This window comes from Mycobacterium sp. D16Q16 (assembly GCF_002013745.1).
Taxonomy (GTDB): Bacteria; Actinomycetota; Actinomycetes; order Mycobacteriales; family Mycobacteriaceae; genus Mycobacterium.
Window position 1 is genome coordinate 83,602 of sequence record NZ_MAEY01000023.1, and the last position, 16,031, is coordinate 99,632.

The window sequence follows — 16,031 nt, forward strand, 5'->3', positions numbered from 1 at the left end:
CCGATGCGATCCGGCACGGCCATCAGCTACATCCGCAGGACCGCAATACCGCTGCGGTGTTATCCACCGCGTTGCGCGCGGTCGGTGCGGTCGCCTGGTTCTGCATCAGCGTGAAGGTCAGCACCCGTCCACTGGCGTCGGTGACCACACCGGCCAAGGTGTTCACGCCCGTGAGCGATCCCGTCTTGGCGCGTAACCATCCTGCCGCGGCTTGGTTTTGGAGGACAAAGCGTTCGGACAACGTGCCACTGCCACCGGCGATGGGCAGTACATCCAGCAGCGGGCGCAGCTTCGGCTGATCAGGGCCGGCGGCGGCTCCGATGACCTCGTCGAGGGTGCGCGCGGTAACCCTGTCGTCCACTGACAACCCGCTGGAATCACGCAGCGTCAGACCTGTGAGATCGATTCCTGCGCTGCGTAATTGACTCGTGACCGCATCGACAGTTCCGGAGAAGGTCTGCGGCCGGCCCGAGGCCAACGCCACCTCACGGCCAATGGTTTCCGCCATGACGTTGTCGGAGGCATTCATCATCTCGCGCAGCCGCTCCATCAGCGGGGCTGACTGAACGGAGGCAATGGATTTCGCCGACGGCGGCGCCGAGTCCAACCGCACCATGTCGGTGTCAACCCCGAGCGCCGCAGCCAGTGCACGCCCCGCGTCGAGGGCGGGCGTGGTGGAACGACGCGAGTCATAATCGGTTGGCTGCGTACGTCCGGCGTCGAGCATCACGGCCTGAATGGGCGCGACATCACCGCCGTCGATATCGGCCGGGTCCCATCCGGGCGCCATGGACGGGCCACCAAACCGGCTGATGTCGACCGTGATCGACGTGACCGTGACCCCCGACTTACGTACCTGATCGGCCAGATCACTGATGCGCGCGGCGTCGCGGTACCAGGTGTCGGTGTCCGCCGGCGCAGCACTGAGAATCGGGTCGCCGCCGCCGACCAATGTCACCAGTCCCCGCTGTCCCGCGGTATCCGCAACTACTGATGTGGTGAGTTTCGCGGCCCGATCAAGGGTCAACAATGCCGCCGCGGCGGTCAGCACCTTGTTAGTAGATGCGGGAACCATCGGCACCGTGGAGCCCTGCTGCCACAGCTCGCGGCCGGTCAGTGCGTCGGTTACCCGTCCGGTGAACATGGCCAGCGCCGGATCGGCCAGCGCCTTGTCCAGCGCTTGTGTCAAACCATCTGCGGTCGGAACCGGCGCCGAATCGGAAACCGGCACGACGCCCGGTTTCGGGGTAACCAGCGTCGGTTCGGGATCGGCGTTCTGCGGCTGGCGGGCGGTGGAGGCTCCGGTGGTCAGCGACGCCACGAGAACAAGCGCGGCAATCGCCAACACGACGGCGACGGCCAGCAGGACGTGGGTAGAGCGCCGCCAGCGACGCGGATCAAGTGCCCTGGCGGTGACCATGCTCTGCAGGGTATCGCTATCCTGGTGCGCGCTGGACGAGCGCTTGCCCGAAGGCCTGCAGACGCGGATGAGCACCGGCGCGAAGACCTGCAGACACTGATGAGCGCTTGCGCGAAGACCGACCGACTGAGTACCACCGACATTCAAGGAGCGGGTGTGGAGTTCGACGTCACCATCGAGATCCCCAAGGGGCAGCGCAACAAGTACGAGGTCGATCACGAGACCGGCCGAGTACGCCTGGACCGTTACCTCTATACCCCGATGGCCTACCCCACCGACTACGGCTTCATCGAGAACACCCTCGGCGAGGACGGCGACCCGCTGGACGCCCTGGTACTACTACCCGAGTCCGTCTTCCCCGGTGTGATCGTGGAAGCTCGGCCCGTCGGCATGTTCAAGATGGTCGACGACGGCGGCGGTGACGACAAGGTGCTGTGCGTGCCCGCAGGCGACCCGCGCTGGGATCACATCCAGGAAATCGGCGACGTGTCGTCCTTCGAACTGGACTCCATCAAGCATTTCTTCGTCCACTACAAGGACCTGGAGCCCGGCAAGTTCGTCAAGGCTGCCGACTGGGTAGGCCGCACCGAGGCCGAGGCCGAGGTCATCGCGTCGTTCGAACGGCTCAAGACCCAGGGCCACTGACCCGGGTCAGGGCGCCACGCATACGGCGCCCATCGGGCCGCTGTTACTGACGACGACGACACCGTCGACTGTGATCGAGCAGCTGGCCTCACCCCAGTCGACAATCATGCGTGGCGACGCCGCAGAGTTGGTGATCATCACCGAGACACCCCAGGGAAGCTTGATGTCTTGGATCGTCACCAGCTCGGTGCCGGTCCAATAACTGACCTTCAATCCGAAATGCGGTGGCAGCGGGTCGACGCCCGAGCCCCACGCACTGTAGGTGACGCTCTTGCCTCCTGTGCCCGACCCGCCAGGGCCTTCTCCGGCAGTGGGCACCGGTGTAGGCGCCTCGGTCGTGGTCGGCACCGGAGGCGCTTCGGTGGTCGTGGGTGTGGTCTCGGCACCGGTGCTGGGGTTCGGCGGCGGTGGGGAGGGCGGAGGAGGCTCGGTCGTCGTCCTCGACGGCAGCGGGACGTCATTGGGCCCCGTCCACGTCGTCGACGGAGTGACGGTGACCGTCGTCGGAGCTGCCACCTCGGTGCGGCGGGTAATGACCACGATCGCCGTCAGGGCTATCGCCAGCACCGCCAGAACACTGACGCCGGCGACTATCCATGGCCATTTCGGCGGCTTCGGATCCTCGGGATAGGGAATCGGCTCGCCGGGCGGCCACGGCTCCTGCGGGTACTGCTGCCAGGCTGGATCCGTCACTGTCCCCCACTCCCTCCCCAGTCCTACTCGCTGCAATGTTACGTCGCGTTAAGCTCCTGCAAAATGCACGCTCCCCCTCTAGCGAACAGCGGCGACCCGTCGAATCATGGTCTTATGTTGATGCATCAGGGCATCGGCCGCGACACGTTCAACGAGATGCCCGACACCAAAGCGGTCCACGCGCTGTACGAATGCGGCGGCAGTGTGACCTGGGCACGGAAGATCGCCGCGGCGCGGCCGTTCGCCGACCATGACGCCCTGTTCCGACTGGCCGACAACGAGTTGTTCGCGCTGTCCGAGGAGTCACTCGACGAGGTTCTGATCGCCTATCCGCCGCTGGGAAAACGTCCAGGAAGCGCGCGGTCCCATGCCGAACAGTGTGCGATCCGCGATGAGACCCCGGGAATGATGGCCGCGCTGCGGGCCGCCGCGCATCGATACGAGCACCACTTCGGGCATCGCTTCGTCATGCACATGTGTGGGCAGGACGGCGCCTCGGTGCTGCGCGCGATCTCCGACCGCATGCACCATGACGTGGATACCGAGCGCAAGGTGACGCGCAACGAACTCGCGAAGATCAACCGCACCCGCCTGGAGCGCATGCTCGGCCCCGAGGGTGGTTACGACAACTGGTGATCGCTACGCCGCCAGCGGTATCCGCTGGGGCAGCAACGCGAGTACGCGGCGTGCGGCACAACTGATATCCGTGGTGGGCGACGCCGGAATCAGAGTCACCCCGTCGGCCACACCAGCCAGGTAGATATCGGCGATCAAACCCGCCAGCCCTTCCGGGGTACCCGCATACGAGACCGCCGCCGGAACCCTCAGACTCGCGAAGTGCTTACGCGCCGATCGCGAGTCGGCCTCGATGTGCACGTAGACATCCAGGATGACCGCGGGCGCGTCCTTGCGCGCGGTGCGCAGAGAATGCCGGGCCCGCTGTGCCTGTTTGAGATCGGGGGCGTTGACGCGTGCGGTGACACCCGTTCCATTGGTCAGTTCGCGCCAGCTGGCAGCATCGTCAGTGAAAATCCGAAACGTCTGATGTTGTGTCGCCACAGCCGCCACGGTACCCAGGAGGTCCGGGCATGGCCATCGTTGAATTCCGGGTGAGCCGATAGGCCCCCGATCACACTGTCGACTGCTCGGTGAGCGGCGCCGCCGGGGTGCGCTCGGTCAGATTGTCGATGACGCGTTGCACCTTCGGCATGAGCGTGTCGATATCCAATCCGAGCCAGTACGGAATCGGATACATGAAATGGCGATTGAGACCGGGCAGGAGCCTGCTCAAGAAGTAGCCCAGCCACGCTTCCGGACGCACCGGGGCCACCGCAAAGTTGTAACGCGCCGCGCGGACCGTGGCACGCGCGACCTGCGGCGGACCGATCAACTGGTCCAATACCCGCATCGGGGCAGAGGACTGGAAGGCCCTCATGGCGTTGTTCGCACGCTCGCGCACATCATCACGAAGGTCCAGACCGGCGACAGTGGCGTTTACCCCGATGTTCGTGTTGATGAAACCGGGGCATACCGCAGATACACCGATCCCCTTGGGGCCCAATTCCATTCGCATGCACTCGCTCAGCATCTTCACCGCCGCCTTGGAGGCCGAATAGGCGGGGAAGATCGGCGTCGGGGTGATGGCGCCCGCCGAGGCGATATTGACGATCTGACCACCGCGGCCACGTTCGGCCATCTGCTTGCCAAAGACTCGTCCGCCATAGGCGACACCGAATACGTTGACCCTGAACTGTTTTTCCCAATGCTCCTGTTCCAGGTCGAAGAAGCGCCCGCCGACCATGATGCCCGCGTTGTTCACCAGTACGTCGGGAACGCCGTATTCGGCCCGCACCTGATCAGCGAACCGCTCCCAGGCCGCCGGGTCGGTGACATCGAGCTGAAACGCCACCGCCCGATGTCCCTTGCGATGGATGATCGCGGCCGTTTCCTGAGCGGTCGTCAGATCCAGATCGGAGGCAACCACCTCCGCACCACCCCGTGCGAATTGGATGGCGATGGCTCGCCCGATGCCACTTCCGGCACCGGTCACCACGACAAGTTCTGGCTTACGTCCGGGCAGCAGTCTCATCCCACAACCTCCTTGTTGCGCTTGCGTCGCGACGCCACCTTCACGACCGGCGCCACTGTCTCGGTACCGTACCGATAGTTGTCCAGCCGGAAGTACTTGTTATGGAAGTACATTTCACCGAAACCGCCTGGGCGGAACGGTGAATCACCATGATTGTCGATGTAGTAGGTGTTGGCCGTCGAGCATGCCGGCGAGAGCCACAGGTGATTCTTATTGCGCTCGTGCATCTTGTCGAAGTAGGCCTGGTGCACATCCTGCTTGACCTCCGCGGTGGTCGCACCACGCTTCTTCGTCTCCGCGATGACCCGGGCCGCGTGCGCGGTGGTCGACTCGATCAGCATGTGATAAGGCCCAAAGACGTATCCGTAGGGTCCGAGGACGAGGAAGAAGTTGGGGTAATCCGGGATCGAAACACCCTGGTATGCCTGATAACGGTTCTCCTGGAAGAACTGCTTCAAATCCTTGCCGCGCCGTCCGGCGGTCGGGAAGGCCGGCATGTGATCCCAGATCGCGAACCCGGTGGCGCAGATCAACACATCCACTTCATGCTCGACCCCGTCCGCGGTAAGCAGGCCCTTCTCGGTGATCCGCTCGATGGGCTCGGTCACCAAAGCCACGTTGGGGCGGTTGAACGTCTTGAGATAGGTATTGGAGAAGGAGGGGCGCTTGCAGCCGAAACCGTAGTAGGGCAGCAGCTTCTCTCGGGTTACCGGGTCGTCGACCTGCGTACGCATCCAGCCACGCATCCGGTTGGCCAGGGCCATCGACGCGGATTCGACGTACTTGGAGTCGAGCTTGAAGACTGCGTCCGGAATGTACGCGGTACTGAGGTTGATGGCGTGCCGAATGCCCTTGGCAACGCCCGGGAATCCGAACAGCGCGCGCCAGAATGCGTTGTACTTCAAGTCGGGCTTGGGCCCCACATAGATGGGGGTGCGCTGAAAGACGCTGAGATGGCCAACCTCAGGAGCGATCTCTGGAACCAGCTGCAGCGATGTGGCACCTGTGCCGATGACTGCCACTCGTTTTCCGGCCAGCTGAACATCCTTGTCCCACAACGCGGTATGCATCAGTACACCCTGATACGAATCGATGCCGTCTATCTCGGGGAGCTTGGGTTGCTCGAGGCCACCCGTGGCGGCGATCACGTGCCGGGCAGTGATGACGCTGTCATCGTCCAGAGTAAGAGCCCACATGTTGTGCGCCTCATCAAATTCCTGACGCACCACCCGCGTGTTGAATCGGATCTTGCGGCGCAGTTCGTGCTTGTCCACGAGTTCGTTCGCGTACCCCTCAAGCTCGTCACCGGGGGTGAAGAACTTTGACCAGGTGGTCTTCTGGTCATAGGAGAAGCTGTAGATAAAGGTTGGGATGTCGACGGCCACGCCCGGGTACTTGTTGGCGTGCCAGGTGCCTCCGGCAGCACCCCACTTCTCCAAGATCACGAAGTCGTGGACTCCCCTTTTGGTCAGCTCGACACCCGCTCCGATGCCGCCGAAGCCTGCTCCGATGATCACGACCTCATGGTCGGGAACTGCCCGTTCCCCACCGTTGACTTCGCTACCCCGCACACGTGTACTAGTCATTCGACGTCCTTGTCAGTCCGACCCTGTGATGTGTCGAACTGAAAGTATCACGTATTATGAGTTACGGGTACTGTGTTGGTGCCTAGGCCACCAGGAAATCCGGGAGTGGCCGCCTGTCATCAACCGGCCCGACCTGCCCATCACGCTCGGTATAGGTCAGCGCAGGCCCGCGACGGAGAAGCTCACCGATCGCGTCGACGAGGCGTGTGATGTCACTCGCGGTGGTTCCCAGCCCGATACTTGCGCGCAACGCACCCCCCGGGTATCCCAACCTGTCCAACAGCGGGTGCGCGCAGAATCTGCCGTCGCGTAGCCCGATTCCGTGCTCGGCCGACAGATAGGCCGCGGCGACCGACGGTGTGTATCCGGCGACAGTAAAGGAGACAATGCCCAGCACGTCCCGGCCACTGTTCCAAATACGCAGGGTGTCAACACCTTCAATCGCGGCAAGCCCGTCCCGAAGTTGCGCGGTGAGCGCATCCTCGACGTGGCCTATCTCCCCCAGCGCGGCCAGTGCCTCGCACGCAGCCGCCACGGCGGCGACGCCAACCACATTGGGCGTGCCCGCCTCATGCCGCTGCGGTCCCGCGAGCCACTCGGCCCCCTCAATACCAACATTGCGCACCGCCCCACCACCCGCGAGATAAGGCCTCGCGGCGTCGAGCCAGTCGCTTTGCCCCACAAGGACTCCGGCGCCAAACGGCGCATACAGCTTGTGCCCGGAAAACGCCAGATAGTCGATTCCGTTTGCCACCAAGTCGATTCGGCGGTGCGGAACCAACTGTGCGCCGTCGACGGCGATCCTCGCTCCGTACCGGTGCGCGACGGCCGCGAGTTCGGCCAGCGGCAGCACCTCGCCGGTGACATTCGAAGCCCCGGTGACGGCCAGCAGCGCGGCCGGCCGACGGGCCAGCTCGTCAGCCAGCGCGGCAACGGTGTCCGCAACGGTGGCTCGATGCCCTACCACCCGGGCCTCATATCGCTGCCAGGTCAACAGGTTTGCGTGGTGCTCGATATCGAGAACCACCACCTCACCCGGCACCGCCGAGGCGAGCAGATTCAACGAGTCGGTGGTGTTACGGGTGAAGATCACATGGTGGTCGGCGGCGGCCCCGACGAAGCGTCCGACCGTCTCACGGGCACCCTCGTAGAGAGCCGTGCACACACGTGAGGCGTATCCGGCACCACGATGCACACTGGCGTAGTACGGCAGCAACTCGGCGATGCGGTCCGCGACAGCACAGAGCGCGGGTGCGCTGGCCGCGTAGTCAAAATTGGCGTATCTGATCCAGCCACCTTGGGCCAGAGGAACTTTGGTGTCGGCTCCCACCACACGCGCGGCCGGTTGCTCGGACCCAGATTGTTTGGACACTGACATGTGACATCCCATCTCACCGGACCCGCCCGGCGAGTCCACGCTTGCCACGCCCGGTTGAGCGCGGCCCGGTCGTCACCTGGAGCACCCCACCGTGGAGGAGGGTTGCCGACCAGCTAGCCAGGGCTTATCGCTGGTTCTCATGACCTGTGCGCAGTCTGCTCGTCGTCCGCAGCCACCGTCAAGCGCATTACGCAGGGTGATTTCAAATCCGCGGTGTCAGCTCGTCAGTCCAGCCCGATTTTCCGATCCCCGCGCCATAGGGCAGACTGACTAGCGGAGGGGAGTATTCCTTCGCTGCGGTGTCGTCATCACATCGGCCATTGTCGGACCGGTCGGTGCCGCAGGCCGGTCACTCGCCGGCGGAAGAGACCTCCGGCGTTTTGGCGACCGGAGGTTATTTCATGCAGGTATCCCAGCTCGAGTGGATCATCACCCTGGCCGTCACGGTCGCGATCTTGCTGGTCGACGTCGTGGTGATCGGCAGACGGCCCCATGAACCCACCGTTCGTGAAACCGCCACCGCCCTCAGCATCTATATAGGGCTCGCAGTGGCGTTCGGCCTCTGGGTGTGGGTCTTCCACGGCAGCCAGTTCGGGCTGGAGTTCTTCGCGGGCTGGCTCACCGAGTACAGCCTCTCCGTGGACAACCTGTTCATCTTCTTGATCATCATGGCCAGCTTCAAGGTGCCCCGGGTCTATCAGCAAGAGGCCCTGTTGATCGGCATCATCCTGGCGCTGATCTTCCGCGGCATCTTCATCGCCCTCGGTGCGGTAGCCATCAACCAGTTCTCCTGGATCTTCTATCTGTTCGGCGCGTTCCTGGTGTACACCGCCATCAACCTGGCGCGCGACACCGAGCATGACGACGACGCCGACAACGCCGTGGTGCAGTTCGCCCGCAAGCACCTGCGGACCACCGACAAGTGGGACGGTCTGCGGTTGTGGGTCAAGGAAAACGGCACGCGACTCATGACGCCGATGTTCCTGGTGATCGTCGCGCTGGGCACCACCGATCTTCTCTTCGCGCTCGACTCGATCCCCGCGATCTACGGGCTCACCAAAGAGCCCTACCTGGTGTTCACTGCCAACGTGTTCGCCCTCATGGGCCTGCGCCAGCTGTACTTCCTACTCGGCGACATGCTCAAGCGCCTGGTGTACCTGTCGCAGGGGCTGGCGTTCATCTTGTTCTTCATCGGCGTCAAGCTGATCCTGCATGCATTGCATGAGAACGAACTGCCGTTCATCAACGGCGGCGAGCCGGTGCACGTACCCGAAATCCCCACATTGGCAAGCCTTGCGGTGATCATCGTGACGCTGCTCATCACCACCGTCGCCAGCCTGTACAAGACCCGGCGCACTGCCACAGAGGGTTAGGGCTCTACTCCGTGCCGATACCGGACAGATCGGCCGGCGGACCGCCGTGGCAAACTTGGAGGCCACGGGATCACCGTGCCCGGCGGACCACTTCCGCGCGGCGGCGAGCCCAGCCGCACCCGGACCGATAGGCTCGCTGCGGTACCCCTCCAGGCCCACAGAAACCGACGCGGAAACTAACGAGGAGCAGCGTGACCGGCCCCGACGAGTCACCCACCAACCGCGCGCACGAAGAGGCCGCCGAGCCCGTCGCCCATGAAACCCCGGCCCACCCGGTGCCTCCGCAGTACCTGCTCGGCAGGTCAGCCCCTCCGGCCCGGACCCTGATCGACATCCTCTACTCCACAGCCGCCGAGCACCCCGACGCGCCCGCCATCGATGACGGCACCATCCAGCTCACGTACTCCGAGCTCATCGTCGACGTCGAGGCAAGTGTCGAATGGCTCGGCACTCGGGGAATCGGGCGCGGTGATCGCGTCGGGATCCGGATGCCCTCGGGCAGCTACTCGCTCTATGTGGCGATCCTGGCGACCCTGGCCGCAGGAGCCGCATACGTTCCCGTCGACGCCGACGACCCGGAAGAACGCGCGGCGCTGGTGTTCGGCGAGGCACAGGTCGCCGCCGTGATCACCCCGGGCGGCCTGGTTCGTGGACCCGGTTCGTCACGAGGCTGGCGCGCCACCAAACCGACACCGCGCGACGACGCCTGGATCATCTTCACCTCGGGTTCCACCGGCACCCCCAAGGGCGTGGCGGTGACGCATCGCAACGCAGCCGCCTTTGTCGACGCCGAAGCACAAATGTTCTTGCAGGACAACCCAATTGGCCCCGACGACCGCGTGCTCGCCGGACTATCGGTGGCCTTCGACGCCTCCTGCGAGGAGATGTGGCTCGCGTGGCGCTACGGCGCCTGCCTGGTACCCGCACCGCGGTCCCTGGTGCGCAGCGGCATGGACTTGGGCCCATGGCTGGTGTCCCGCGATGTCACCGTGGTGTCGACGGTGCCCACCCTGGCCGCGCTGTGGCCGGCGGAGGCGCTGGAGGCGGTGCGGCTGCTGATTTTCGGCGGCGAGGCCTGCCCTCCCGATCTGGCCGAACGGCTGGCCACCGGTGAAGACGGCGCGGCCCGCGAGGTGTGGAACACCTACGGCCCCACCGAGGCGACCGTGGTGGCATGTGCGGCACGACTCGACGGGGTCAGTCCCGTCAGTATCGGGCTACCGCTTCCGGGCTGGGATCTGGCAGTCGTGGATGCGCAGGGTAACCAGGTCGGCTACGGCGAGGTCGGTGAGCTGGTCATCGGCGGTGTCGGCTTGGCCAAGTACCTCGACCCTGAAAAGGATGCCGAAAAGTACGCTGCTCTCCACACTTTGGGATGGTCGCGGGCCTACCGCAGCGGTGATCTGGTGCGCCTGGAACCCGACGGTTTGTACTTCCAGGGCCGCGCCGACGACCAGGTGAAGGTCGGTGGACGCCGCATCGAACTCGGCGAGGTGGACGCGGCGCTGGTCAACCTGCCCGGCGTGAGCGGCGGCGCGGCCGCGGTGCGCAAGACCGCCAGTGGCACCCCGCTGCTGGTCGGCTACATCGCCAGCGCCGACCCTAACTTCGATATCGCCGCAGCCCGCGCGAGCCTGGCCGAGTCACTTCCGGCGGCGCTGGTGCCGCGACTGGTGAAACTTGACGAACTGCCCACGCGCACTTCGGGAAAAGTCGACCGCAACGCACTGCCATGGCCACCACCCGGCGCGGATACCGACGACGACGCCGCCGAATTGGGCGGCACCATGGGCTGGCTCGCCGGATTGTGGCGAGACATCCTGGCGGCCACGGTCGACGGACCCGAGGCCGACTTCTTCGCTCTCGGTGGAGGATCGCTCTCCGCGGCACAGCTCGTCGCGGCATTGCGGCAGCGCTACCCGCAGGTGACCGTCGCGAACCTGTATGACCAGCCACGACTGGGATCACTGGCCACCTATTTGGACGAGCTGGCACCTCCCCTCGAGGTCGAAACCCGAATTGTGAAGCCGGTGCCGCGGCTGACCGAGCTGGCCCAGTTGGCGGCAACGCTTCCGCTGACCACCCTCACGGGTCTGCAATGGGCGACCTGGCTCGCTTTGGCCAACAACGTATTCGCCATGTTCAGCGATGTGCCATGGCTGGTAACGGTCAACTGGTGGGTGCTGCTGGCAGCGTTCGTCCTCTTCATCACTCCCCTGGGTCGCATGAGTATCACCGTCATCGGGGCGCGGCTACTGCTGTCCGGAGTCAAACCCGGGACATACGAGCGCGGCGGAAGTGTGCATCTACGGGTGTGGATCGCCGACCGGCTCGCCACCGCCAGCGGCGCCGAAAACCTCTCCGGCGCACCGTGGATGGTGTACTACGCCAGGGCGCTGGGTGCACGCGTGGGCAACGGCGTCGACCTGCATTCGTCTCCGCCCGTGACGGGCTGGCTCGAGCTTGGCGACCGCAGCTCCATCGAACCCGAAGTCGATTTGTCCGGGCATTGGGTTGACGGCGACAAGTTCCATGTCGGCCCCATCGTCATCGGTGACGACGCCACCGTCGGGGCCCGCACCACCCTGCTACCGGGAGCGGTCATCGGCAAGAACGCCGATGTCGCACCGGCTTCCGGCGTCGTCGGCAGAGTCAAGAACGGCCAGTACTGGAAGGGCTCACCGGCAGTGAAGTCGGGCAAGGCCCGCCATCCCTGGCCTGATTACCGTCCGCCCCGCGCCGGGCAATGGGTACCGATCTACGGGGTGACGTCGATTCTGCTGGGCGGACTGCCCTTGCTCGCGCTGGCTGCCGGTCTGGGTGTGGTGGCCTTCGGCATCAGAAATACGGCGACGATCTGTGAAGCCGTGGTGCCCGCGCTCATCTGGACACCAGGGGCGGCGCTGGTCAGCGTGGTCGTATACGCCGCCATCACCGTCGCCCTGGTGCGACTGATGTCGATCGGCGTGCACGAGGGGTATCACCCCGTGCGCGGCCGGCAGGGATGGCAACTGTGGGCCACCGAACGCCTGATGGACGCTGCCCGGAACTATCTGTTCCCCATTTACGCCAGCCAACTGACCCCATGGTGGCTGCGCATCCTGGGCGCGAAAATCGGCAAGGACACCGAGATTTCGACAGCCCTGCTGATACCGAAGTTCACCGAGGTCGACGACGGCGCATTCCTCGCCGACGACACCATGGTCGCGTCCTACGAGTTGGGCGGCGGTTGGATTCACATCGCCAAGGCCCGAATTGGCAAGCGCGCATTCCTGGGGAACTCCGGGATCACCCAGCCGGGCCGCAAGGTGCCCAATGACGCGCTGGTCGCCGTCCTCTCTGCGACTCCCCACAAGGCCAAGTCGGGTTCGTCGTGGATCGGCAGTCCACCAAAGCGGCTTCGGCGCAAGGCCGATGGCGCCGACTCCGCGCTGACATTCGAGCCGCCGTTCCGGCTCAAGGTCATGCGGGGGATCGTGGAGACGTGCCGCATCATCCCGATCATCGTGACGTTCGGGATCGGAGTCGGGGTGCTCCTGGCCTTGCAGACGATTGCCATCCGGTTCAATTTCTGGGCTGCCGGTGCACTCAGTGGCGTGGTACTGCTGATCGCCGGCGCCGTGGCCGGCGTGGTGAGCGTCGTCGCCAAGTGGGTCGTGGTCGGACGCACCAAAGCTGTGGAGAAGCCCCTCTGGTCCTCGTTCGTCTGGCGTAACGAGGTTGCCGATACCTTCGTGGAAACCGTTGCTGCCGTATGGTTCGCGCGCGCCGCATCGGGAACGGTGATGCAGAACTGGTGGCTGCGCGGCCTGGGCGCAAAAATCGGGCGCGGAGTGTGGTGCGAAACGTACTGGCTGCCTGAGGCCGATCTGGTGACCCTGGGCAGGGGCGCGACCGTGAACCGCGGCTGCGTGGTGCAGACACACCTGTTCCACGACCGGATCATGCGGATGGACACCGTGGTCCTCGGCGAGGGCGCCACCCTCGGACCACATTGCGTAGCGCTTCCCGCCGCCGAACTGGGTGCCGGCGCCACCGTCGGGCCCGCCTCGCTGGTGGTCCGTGGTGACGTCGTCCCACCGTCCACGAGGTGGCAGGGCAACCCCATTTCTCCTTGGGGCAAGCTGGATCCGATGGCACCGAAAAAGCCCAAGGGCGGCAAGGTTTCCCCAAATAAGAACTCCGGGGCCGCATGACCAAACCCGATAAGAAGCCAGGAAGGAAACTAGCCAAAAGGCTCCCCCCACGGCCTCCGATTATCGACCCCTACCTGCCGCAGAACGGCAATTACGGGTATCGGGTGTCCCGCTACGAGCTGGACCTCGAATACAAGGTGGCCATCAACCGGCTGACCGGTACCGCGACGATCACGGCAGTCACCCTCGCCACCCTCAAGGAGTTCACCCTCGACCTCGCCGACTCTCTCGGTGTCTCGAAGGTGACCGTGAATGGCAGGCGTCCCACACATTTCGGGCATCGCGGCGGAAAGATCACCATCAAGCTGGCCACCGGAATCCCGGCCGGAGCCGCCATGACCATCGTTATCCGATACGGCGGATCACCCCGCCCCATCCGCAGCATGTGGGGGGACGTCGGGTTCGAGGAGCTGTCCAACGGCGTGCTGGTCGCCGGACAGCCGAACGGCGCGGCGTCCTGGTTTCCGTGCGACGATCACCCCAGCTCCAAGGCAAGCTATCGGTTTGTCATCAGCAGCGACAGCCCATACTGCGTTGTGTCCAACGGCGAGTTGGTATCACGGCGGGTCCGGGCCGCACACACGACCTGGATCTATGAGCAGCCCGAGCCGATGGCGCCCTATCTGGCGACGCTGCAGATCGGGGATTATCAAACCGTCAAGCTCGCCAAGAACCCGATCTCGATGAACGCCGCGCTCCCGTCGCGGCTGTATGAGCGGTTCACGCATGACTTCGGCAGGCAGCCGCAGATGATGAAGCTGTTCATCAAACAGTTCGGCCCGTACCCCTTCGCCGCCGGTTACACCGTGGTGGTCACCGATGACGAGCTCGATATTCCGCTTGAGGCACAAGGCATTTCGGTGTTCGGTGCCAACCATTGCGATGGCGAGCGGCGCTCCGAGCGACTGGTCGCGCATGAGCTGGCGCACCAGTGGTTCGGCAACAGTGTCACCGCACGCCGCTGGCGCGACATCTGGCTCCACGAAGGGTTTGCCTGTTACGCCGAATGGCTGTGGTCCGAGGAGTCCGGCGGGCCGTCGGCCGATGCCCGCGCACGCCACTACCACCAAAAGCTCAAAGACCTCCCCCAAGATCTGATCCTGGCCGACCCCGGCCCGCAACTGATGTTCGACGATCGCGTGTACAAGCGTGGAGCGTTGACATTGCATGCGTTGCGATTGCGGCTCGGTGATACGAAATTCTTTGCACTGCTGCAAGACTGGACCACCCGATACCGGCACAGCACCGTCATCACCGACGACTTCACGGGCCTGGCGGCCGGTTATTCCGACGAATCGCTGCGGCCGCTGTGGACCGCGTGGCTGTACGAGAAGCAGCTCCCGCCCCTGGACCGGAAGTGACCGACGCCGGCCCCACCGAGTTTGAGCCTCTCAACCCGAGCGGCTCATCGGTCCGCTCCAGCGTCGCACGGATCGGTGTGGCCACCGCCATCAGCGCGATATGCGGCTACACTGTGCTGTACTTGGCGGCCCGCGAGCTGGGTCCCGCGTCGTTCTCGGTGTTCGCAGTCTTCTGGGGCGCATTCGGCTTGGTGACCGGCGCGGCCAATGGGCTGCTGCAGGAGACCACCCGCGAAGTGCGGCTGTCGCTGGCGCAGCGTGAACGGTCACCGCTGGCCACCACCCTGCCGATCAGGATCGCCATCGCCTTCGCCATCGCCTCCGCCATCGGCATCGTCGGCACCGCACCGCTGTGGGCTGCTCATGTGTTCACCGAGTTTCGCTGGCTCAGTGTGGCATTGCTTGCGGGCGGGCTCGCCGGGTTCTGCATGCACGCGACCACCCTGGGCGCCCTGGCCGGATCGAACCGGTGGACTCAGTACGGCGTTCTCATGGTGACCGATGCGGGGATCCGTTTGGTGGTGGCGGTTGTCACCTTCGTAGCCACCATCGGGCTCGTCGGGTATCTATGGGCGACGGTCGCGGGATCGATGTCCTGGTTACTGCTCACCGTGGTCTCGAAGCCGACCCGGGAGGCACTCACAGTGCCCGCACTCGTCGACACCATGGAGTTCCTGCGCGGCGCCCGGCATTCGATCGCCGCGGCCGCGGCCAGCGCGGTATTGGTGATGGGCTTCCCGGTGCTGTTGCAGTCAACGACAGGCGATCTGGGCCCCACCGGCGGCGTGGTAATCCTGGCCGTCACCCTGACTCGTGCGCCGCTATTGGTTCCGCTGACTGCGCTGCAGGGCAACCTCATAGCCCATTTCGTGGATGAGCGGGATCGGCGCCTCAGTGCACTTATCACCCCGGCCGCGATCATCATCGGTGTGGGAGCCGTAGGCATCGCGCTCGCCACGACCGTTGGCCCCTGGTTGCTGCGAACAGTGTTCGATCCCGCATACCAGGCGGGTGGTCCGCTTCTGGGCTGGCTGACCGCCGGCGCGGTGATGATCGCCTTACTGACGCTGACCGGGGCAGCCACCGTCGCCCACGCCCGTCACCTGGCCTATTCGGCGGGATGGGTTGGGGCCACCGTGGTCTCGGCGCTGCTGCTGCTCTTGCCCCTCAGTTTGGAGGAGCGGACGGTCATCGCGTTGATCGTCGGACCGGTCGTCGGAATGGTCGTGCATGTGGCCGCACTCGCCTTCTGGCGGGACCCGGAGACCGACGGGGACATCATCGACTGAG

General features: G+C 64.8%; 12 protein-coding genes and 1 riboswitch. Of the genes, 6 read left to right on the plus strand and 6 right to left on the minus strand.

Annotation, left to right across the window (positions count from 1 at the left end; translation table 11 throughout):
• Window positions 1–22: 22 nt before the first annotated feature.
• On the minus strand, window positions 23–1,420 hold the full coding sequence (gene dacB, locus B4394_RS21085; protein ID WP_078311531.1) for a D-alanyl-D-alanine carboxypeptidase/D-alanyl-D-alanine endopeptidase: 1,398 nt from the start codon (window positions 1,418–1,420) through the stop codon (window positions 23–25).
• Window positions 1,421–1,576: 156 nt separating this feature from the next.
• On the opposite strand from dacB, the gene B4394_RS21090 reads away from it, so the two are divergent.
• Window positions 1,577–2,065 carry an inorganic diphosphatase gene (locus B4394_RS21090; protein ID WP_078292562.1) on the plus strand — a complete coding sequence of 163 codons (489 nt, stop codon included), beginning with the start codon at window positions 1,577–1,579 and terminating at the stop codon, window positions 2,063–2,065.
• Between the two features lie 6 nt (window positions 2,066–2,071).
• Here B4394_RS21090 and B4394_RS21095 read toward each other — a convergent pair whose 3' ends face one another.
• Window positions 2,072–2,758: a hypothetical protein gene (locus tag B4394_RS21095; protein WP_078311532.1), complete on the minus strand. Its 687-nt coding sequence runs from the start codon at window positions 2,756–2,758 to the stop codon at window positions 2,072–2,074.
• Window positions 2,759–2,872: 114 nt separating this feature from the next.
• On the opposite strand from B4394_RS21095, the gene B4394_RS21100 reads away from it, so the two are divergent.
• Window positions 2,873–3,394 (plus strand): 2-oxo-4-hydroxy-4-carboxy-5-ureidoimidazoline decarboxylase, encoded by a 522-nt coding sequence (locus B4394_RS21100; RefSeq protein ID WP_078316181.1) that lies wholly within the window; start codon window positions 2,873–2,875, stop codon window positions 3,392–3,394.
• 3 nt (window positions 3,395–3,397) lie between these two features.
• Here B4394_RS21100 and B4394_RS21105 read toward each other — a convergent pair whose 3' ends face one another.
• The 4 genes from B4394_RS21105 to B4394_RS21120 form a co-directional block, all read right to left on the minus strand.
• Window positions 3,398–3,835 carry a hypothetical protein gene (locus tag B4394_RS21105; protein WP_170914974.1) on the minus strand — a complete coding sequence of 146 codons (438 nt, stop codon included), beginning with the start codon at window positions 3,833–3,835 and terminating at the stop codon, window positions 3,398–3,400.
• A 52-nt stretch (window positions 3,836–3,887) separates the two neighbouring features.
• Window positions 3,888–4,847: an SDR family NAD(P)-dependent oxidoreductase gene (locus B4394_RS21110; RefSeq protein WP_078311534.1), complete on the minus strand. Its 960-nt coding sequence runs from the start codon at window positions 4,845–4,847 to the stop codon at window positions 3,888–3,890.
• A complete protein-coding gene (locus tag B4394_RS21115; RefSeq protein WP_078311535.1) occupies window positions 4,844–6,433 on the minus strand; it encodes a flavin-containing monooxygenase in 1,590 nt (529 codons plus the stop codon). Before B4394_RS21115 ends, B4394_RS21110 begins: the two co-directional genes overlap by 4 nt.
• Before the next feature lie 82 nt (window positions 6,434–6,515).
• Complete coding sequence (locus B4394_RS21120; RefSeq protein WP_078311536.1) at window positions 6,516–7,811, minus strand: aminotransferase class V-fold PLP-dependent enzyme; 1,296 nt, start codon at window positions 7,809–7,811, stop codon at window positions 6,516–6,518.
• 32 nt (window positions 7,812–7,843) lie between these two features.
• Window positions 7,844–7,956: riboswitch (SAM riboswitch) on the minus strand.
• Between the two features lie 256 nt (window positions 7,957–8,212).
• Between B4394_RS21120 and B4394_RS21125 the strand changes: the two genes are divergently transcribed.
• The 4 genes from B4394_RS21125 to B4394_RS21140 all read left to right on the plus strand — a co-directional run bounded on the left by B4394_RS21125 (window position 8,213) and on the right by B4394_RS21140 (window position 16,030).
• The gene (locus tag B4394_RS21125) at window positions 8,213–9,184 is read left to right on the plus strand and encodes a TerC family protein (RefSeq protein ID WP_078316229.1); all 972 of its coding nucleotides are present in this window, start codon (window positions 8,213–8,215) and stop codon (window positions 9,182–9,184) included.
• 191 nt (window positions 9,185–9,375) lie between these two features.
• Window positions 9,376–13,380, plus strand: a complete 4,005-nt coding sequence (locus tag B4394_RS21130; protein ID WP_078316182.1) for a Pls/PosA family non-ribosomal peptide synthetase — start codon at window positions 9,376–9,378, stop codon at window positions 13,378–13,380.
• On the plus strand, window positions 13,377–14,741 hold the full coding sequence (locus B4394_RS21135) for a M1 family metallopeptidase (protein ID WP_078311538.1): 1,365 nt from the start codon (window positions 13,377–13,379) through the stop codon (window positions 14,739–14,741). Before B4394_RS21130 ends, B4394_RS21135 begins: the two co-directional genes overlap by 4 nt.
• Complete coding sequence (locus B4394_RS21140; protein ID WP_078316183.1) at window positions 14,738–16,030, plus strand: polysaccharide biosynthesis protein; 1,293 nt, start codon at window positions 14,738–14,740, stop codon at window positions 16,028–16,030. The genes B4394_RS21135 and B4394_RS21140 overlap by 4 nt, the downstream gene beginning before the upstream one ends.
• The last annotated feature ends 1 nt before the right edge of the window (window position 16,031 follow it).

Coding starts and splice junctions, on each gene's coding strand:
- dacB (WP_078311531.1), bottom strand. CDS start 1,420: ATGGTCACCGCCAGGGCACTTGATCCGCGTCGCTGGCGGCGCTCTACC.
- B4394_RS21100 (WP_078316181.1), top strand. CDS start 2,873: ATGTTGATGCATCAGGGCATCGGCCGCGACACGTTCAACGAGATGCCC.
- B4394_RS21110 (WP_078311534.1), bottom strand. CDS start 4,847: ATGAGACTGCTGCCCGGACGTAAGCCAGAACTTGTCGTGGTGACCGGT.
- B4394_RS21115 (WP_078311535.1), bottom strand. CDS start 6,433: ATGACTAGTACACGTGTGCGGGGTAGCGAAGTCAACGGTGGGGAACGG.
- B4394_RS21120 (WP_078311536.1), bottom strand. CDS start 7,811: ATGTCAGTGTCCAAACAATCTGGGTCCGAGCAACCGGCCGCGCGTGTG.
- B4394_RS21125 (WP_078316229.1), top strand. CDS start 8,213: ATGCAGGTATCCCAGCTCGAGTGGATCATCACCCTGGCCGTCACGGTC.
- B4394_RS21135 (WP_078311538.1), top strand. CDS start 13,377: ATGACCAAACCCGATAAGAAGCCAGGAAGGAAACTAGCCAAAAGGCTC.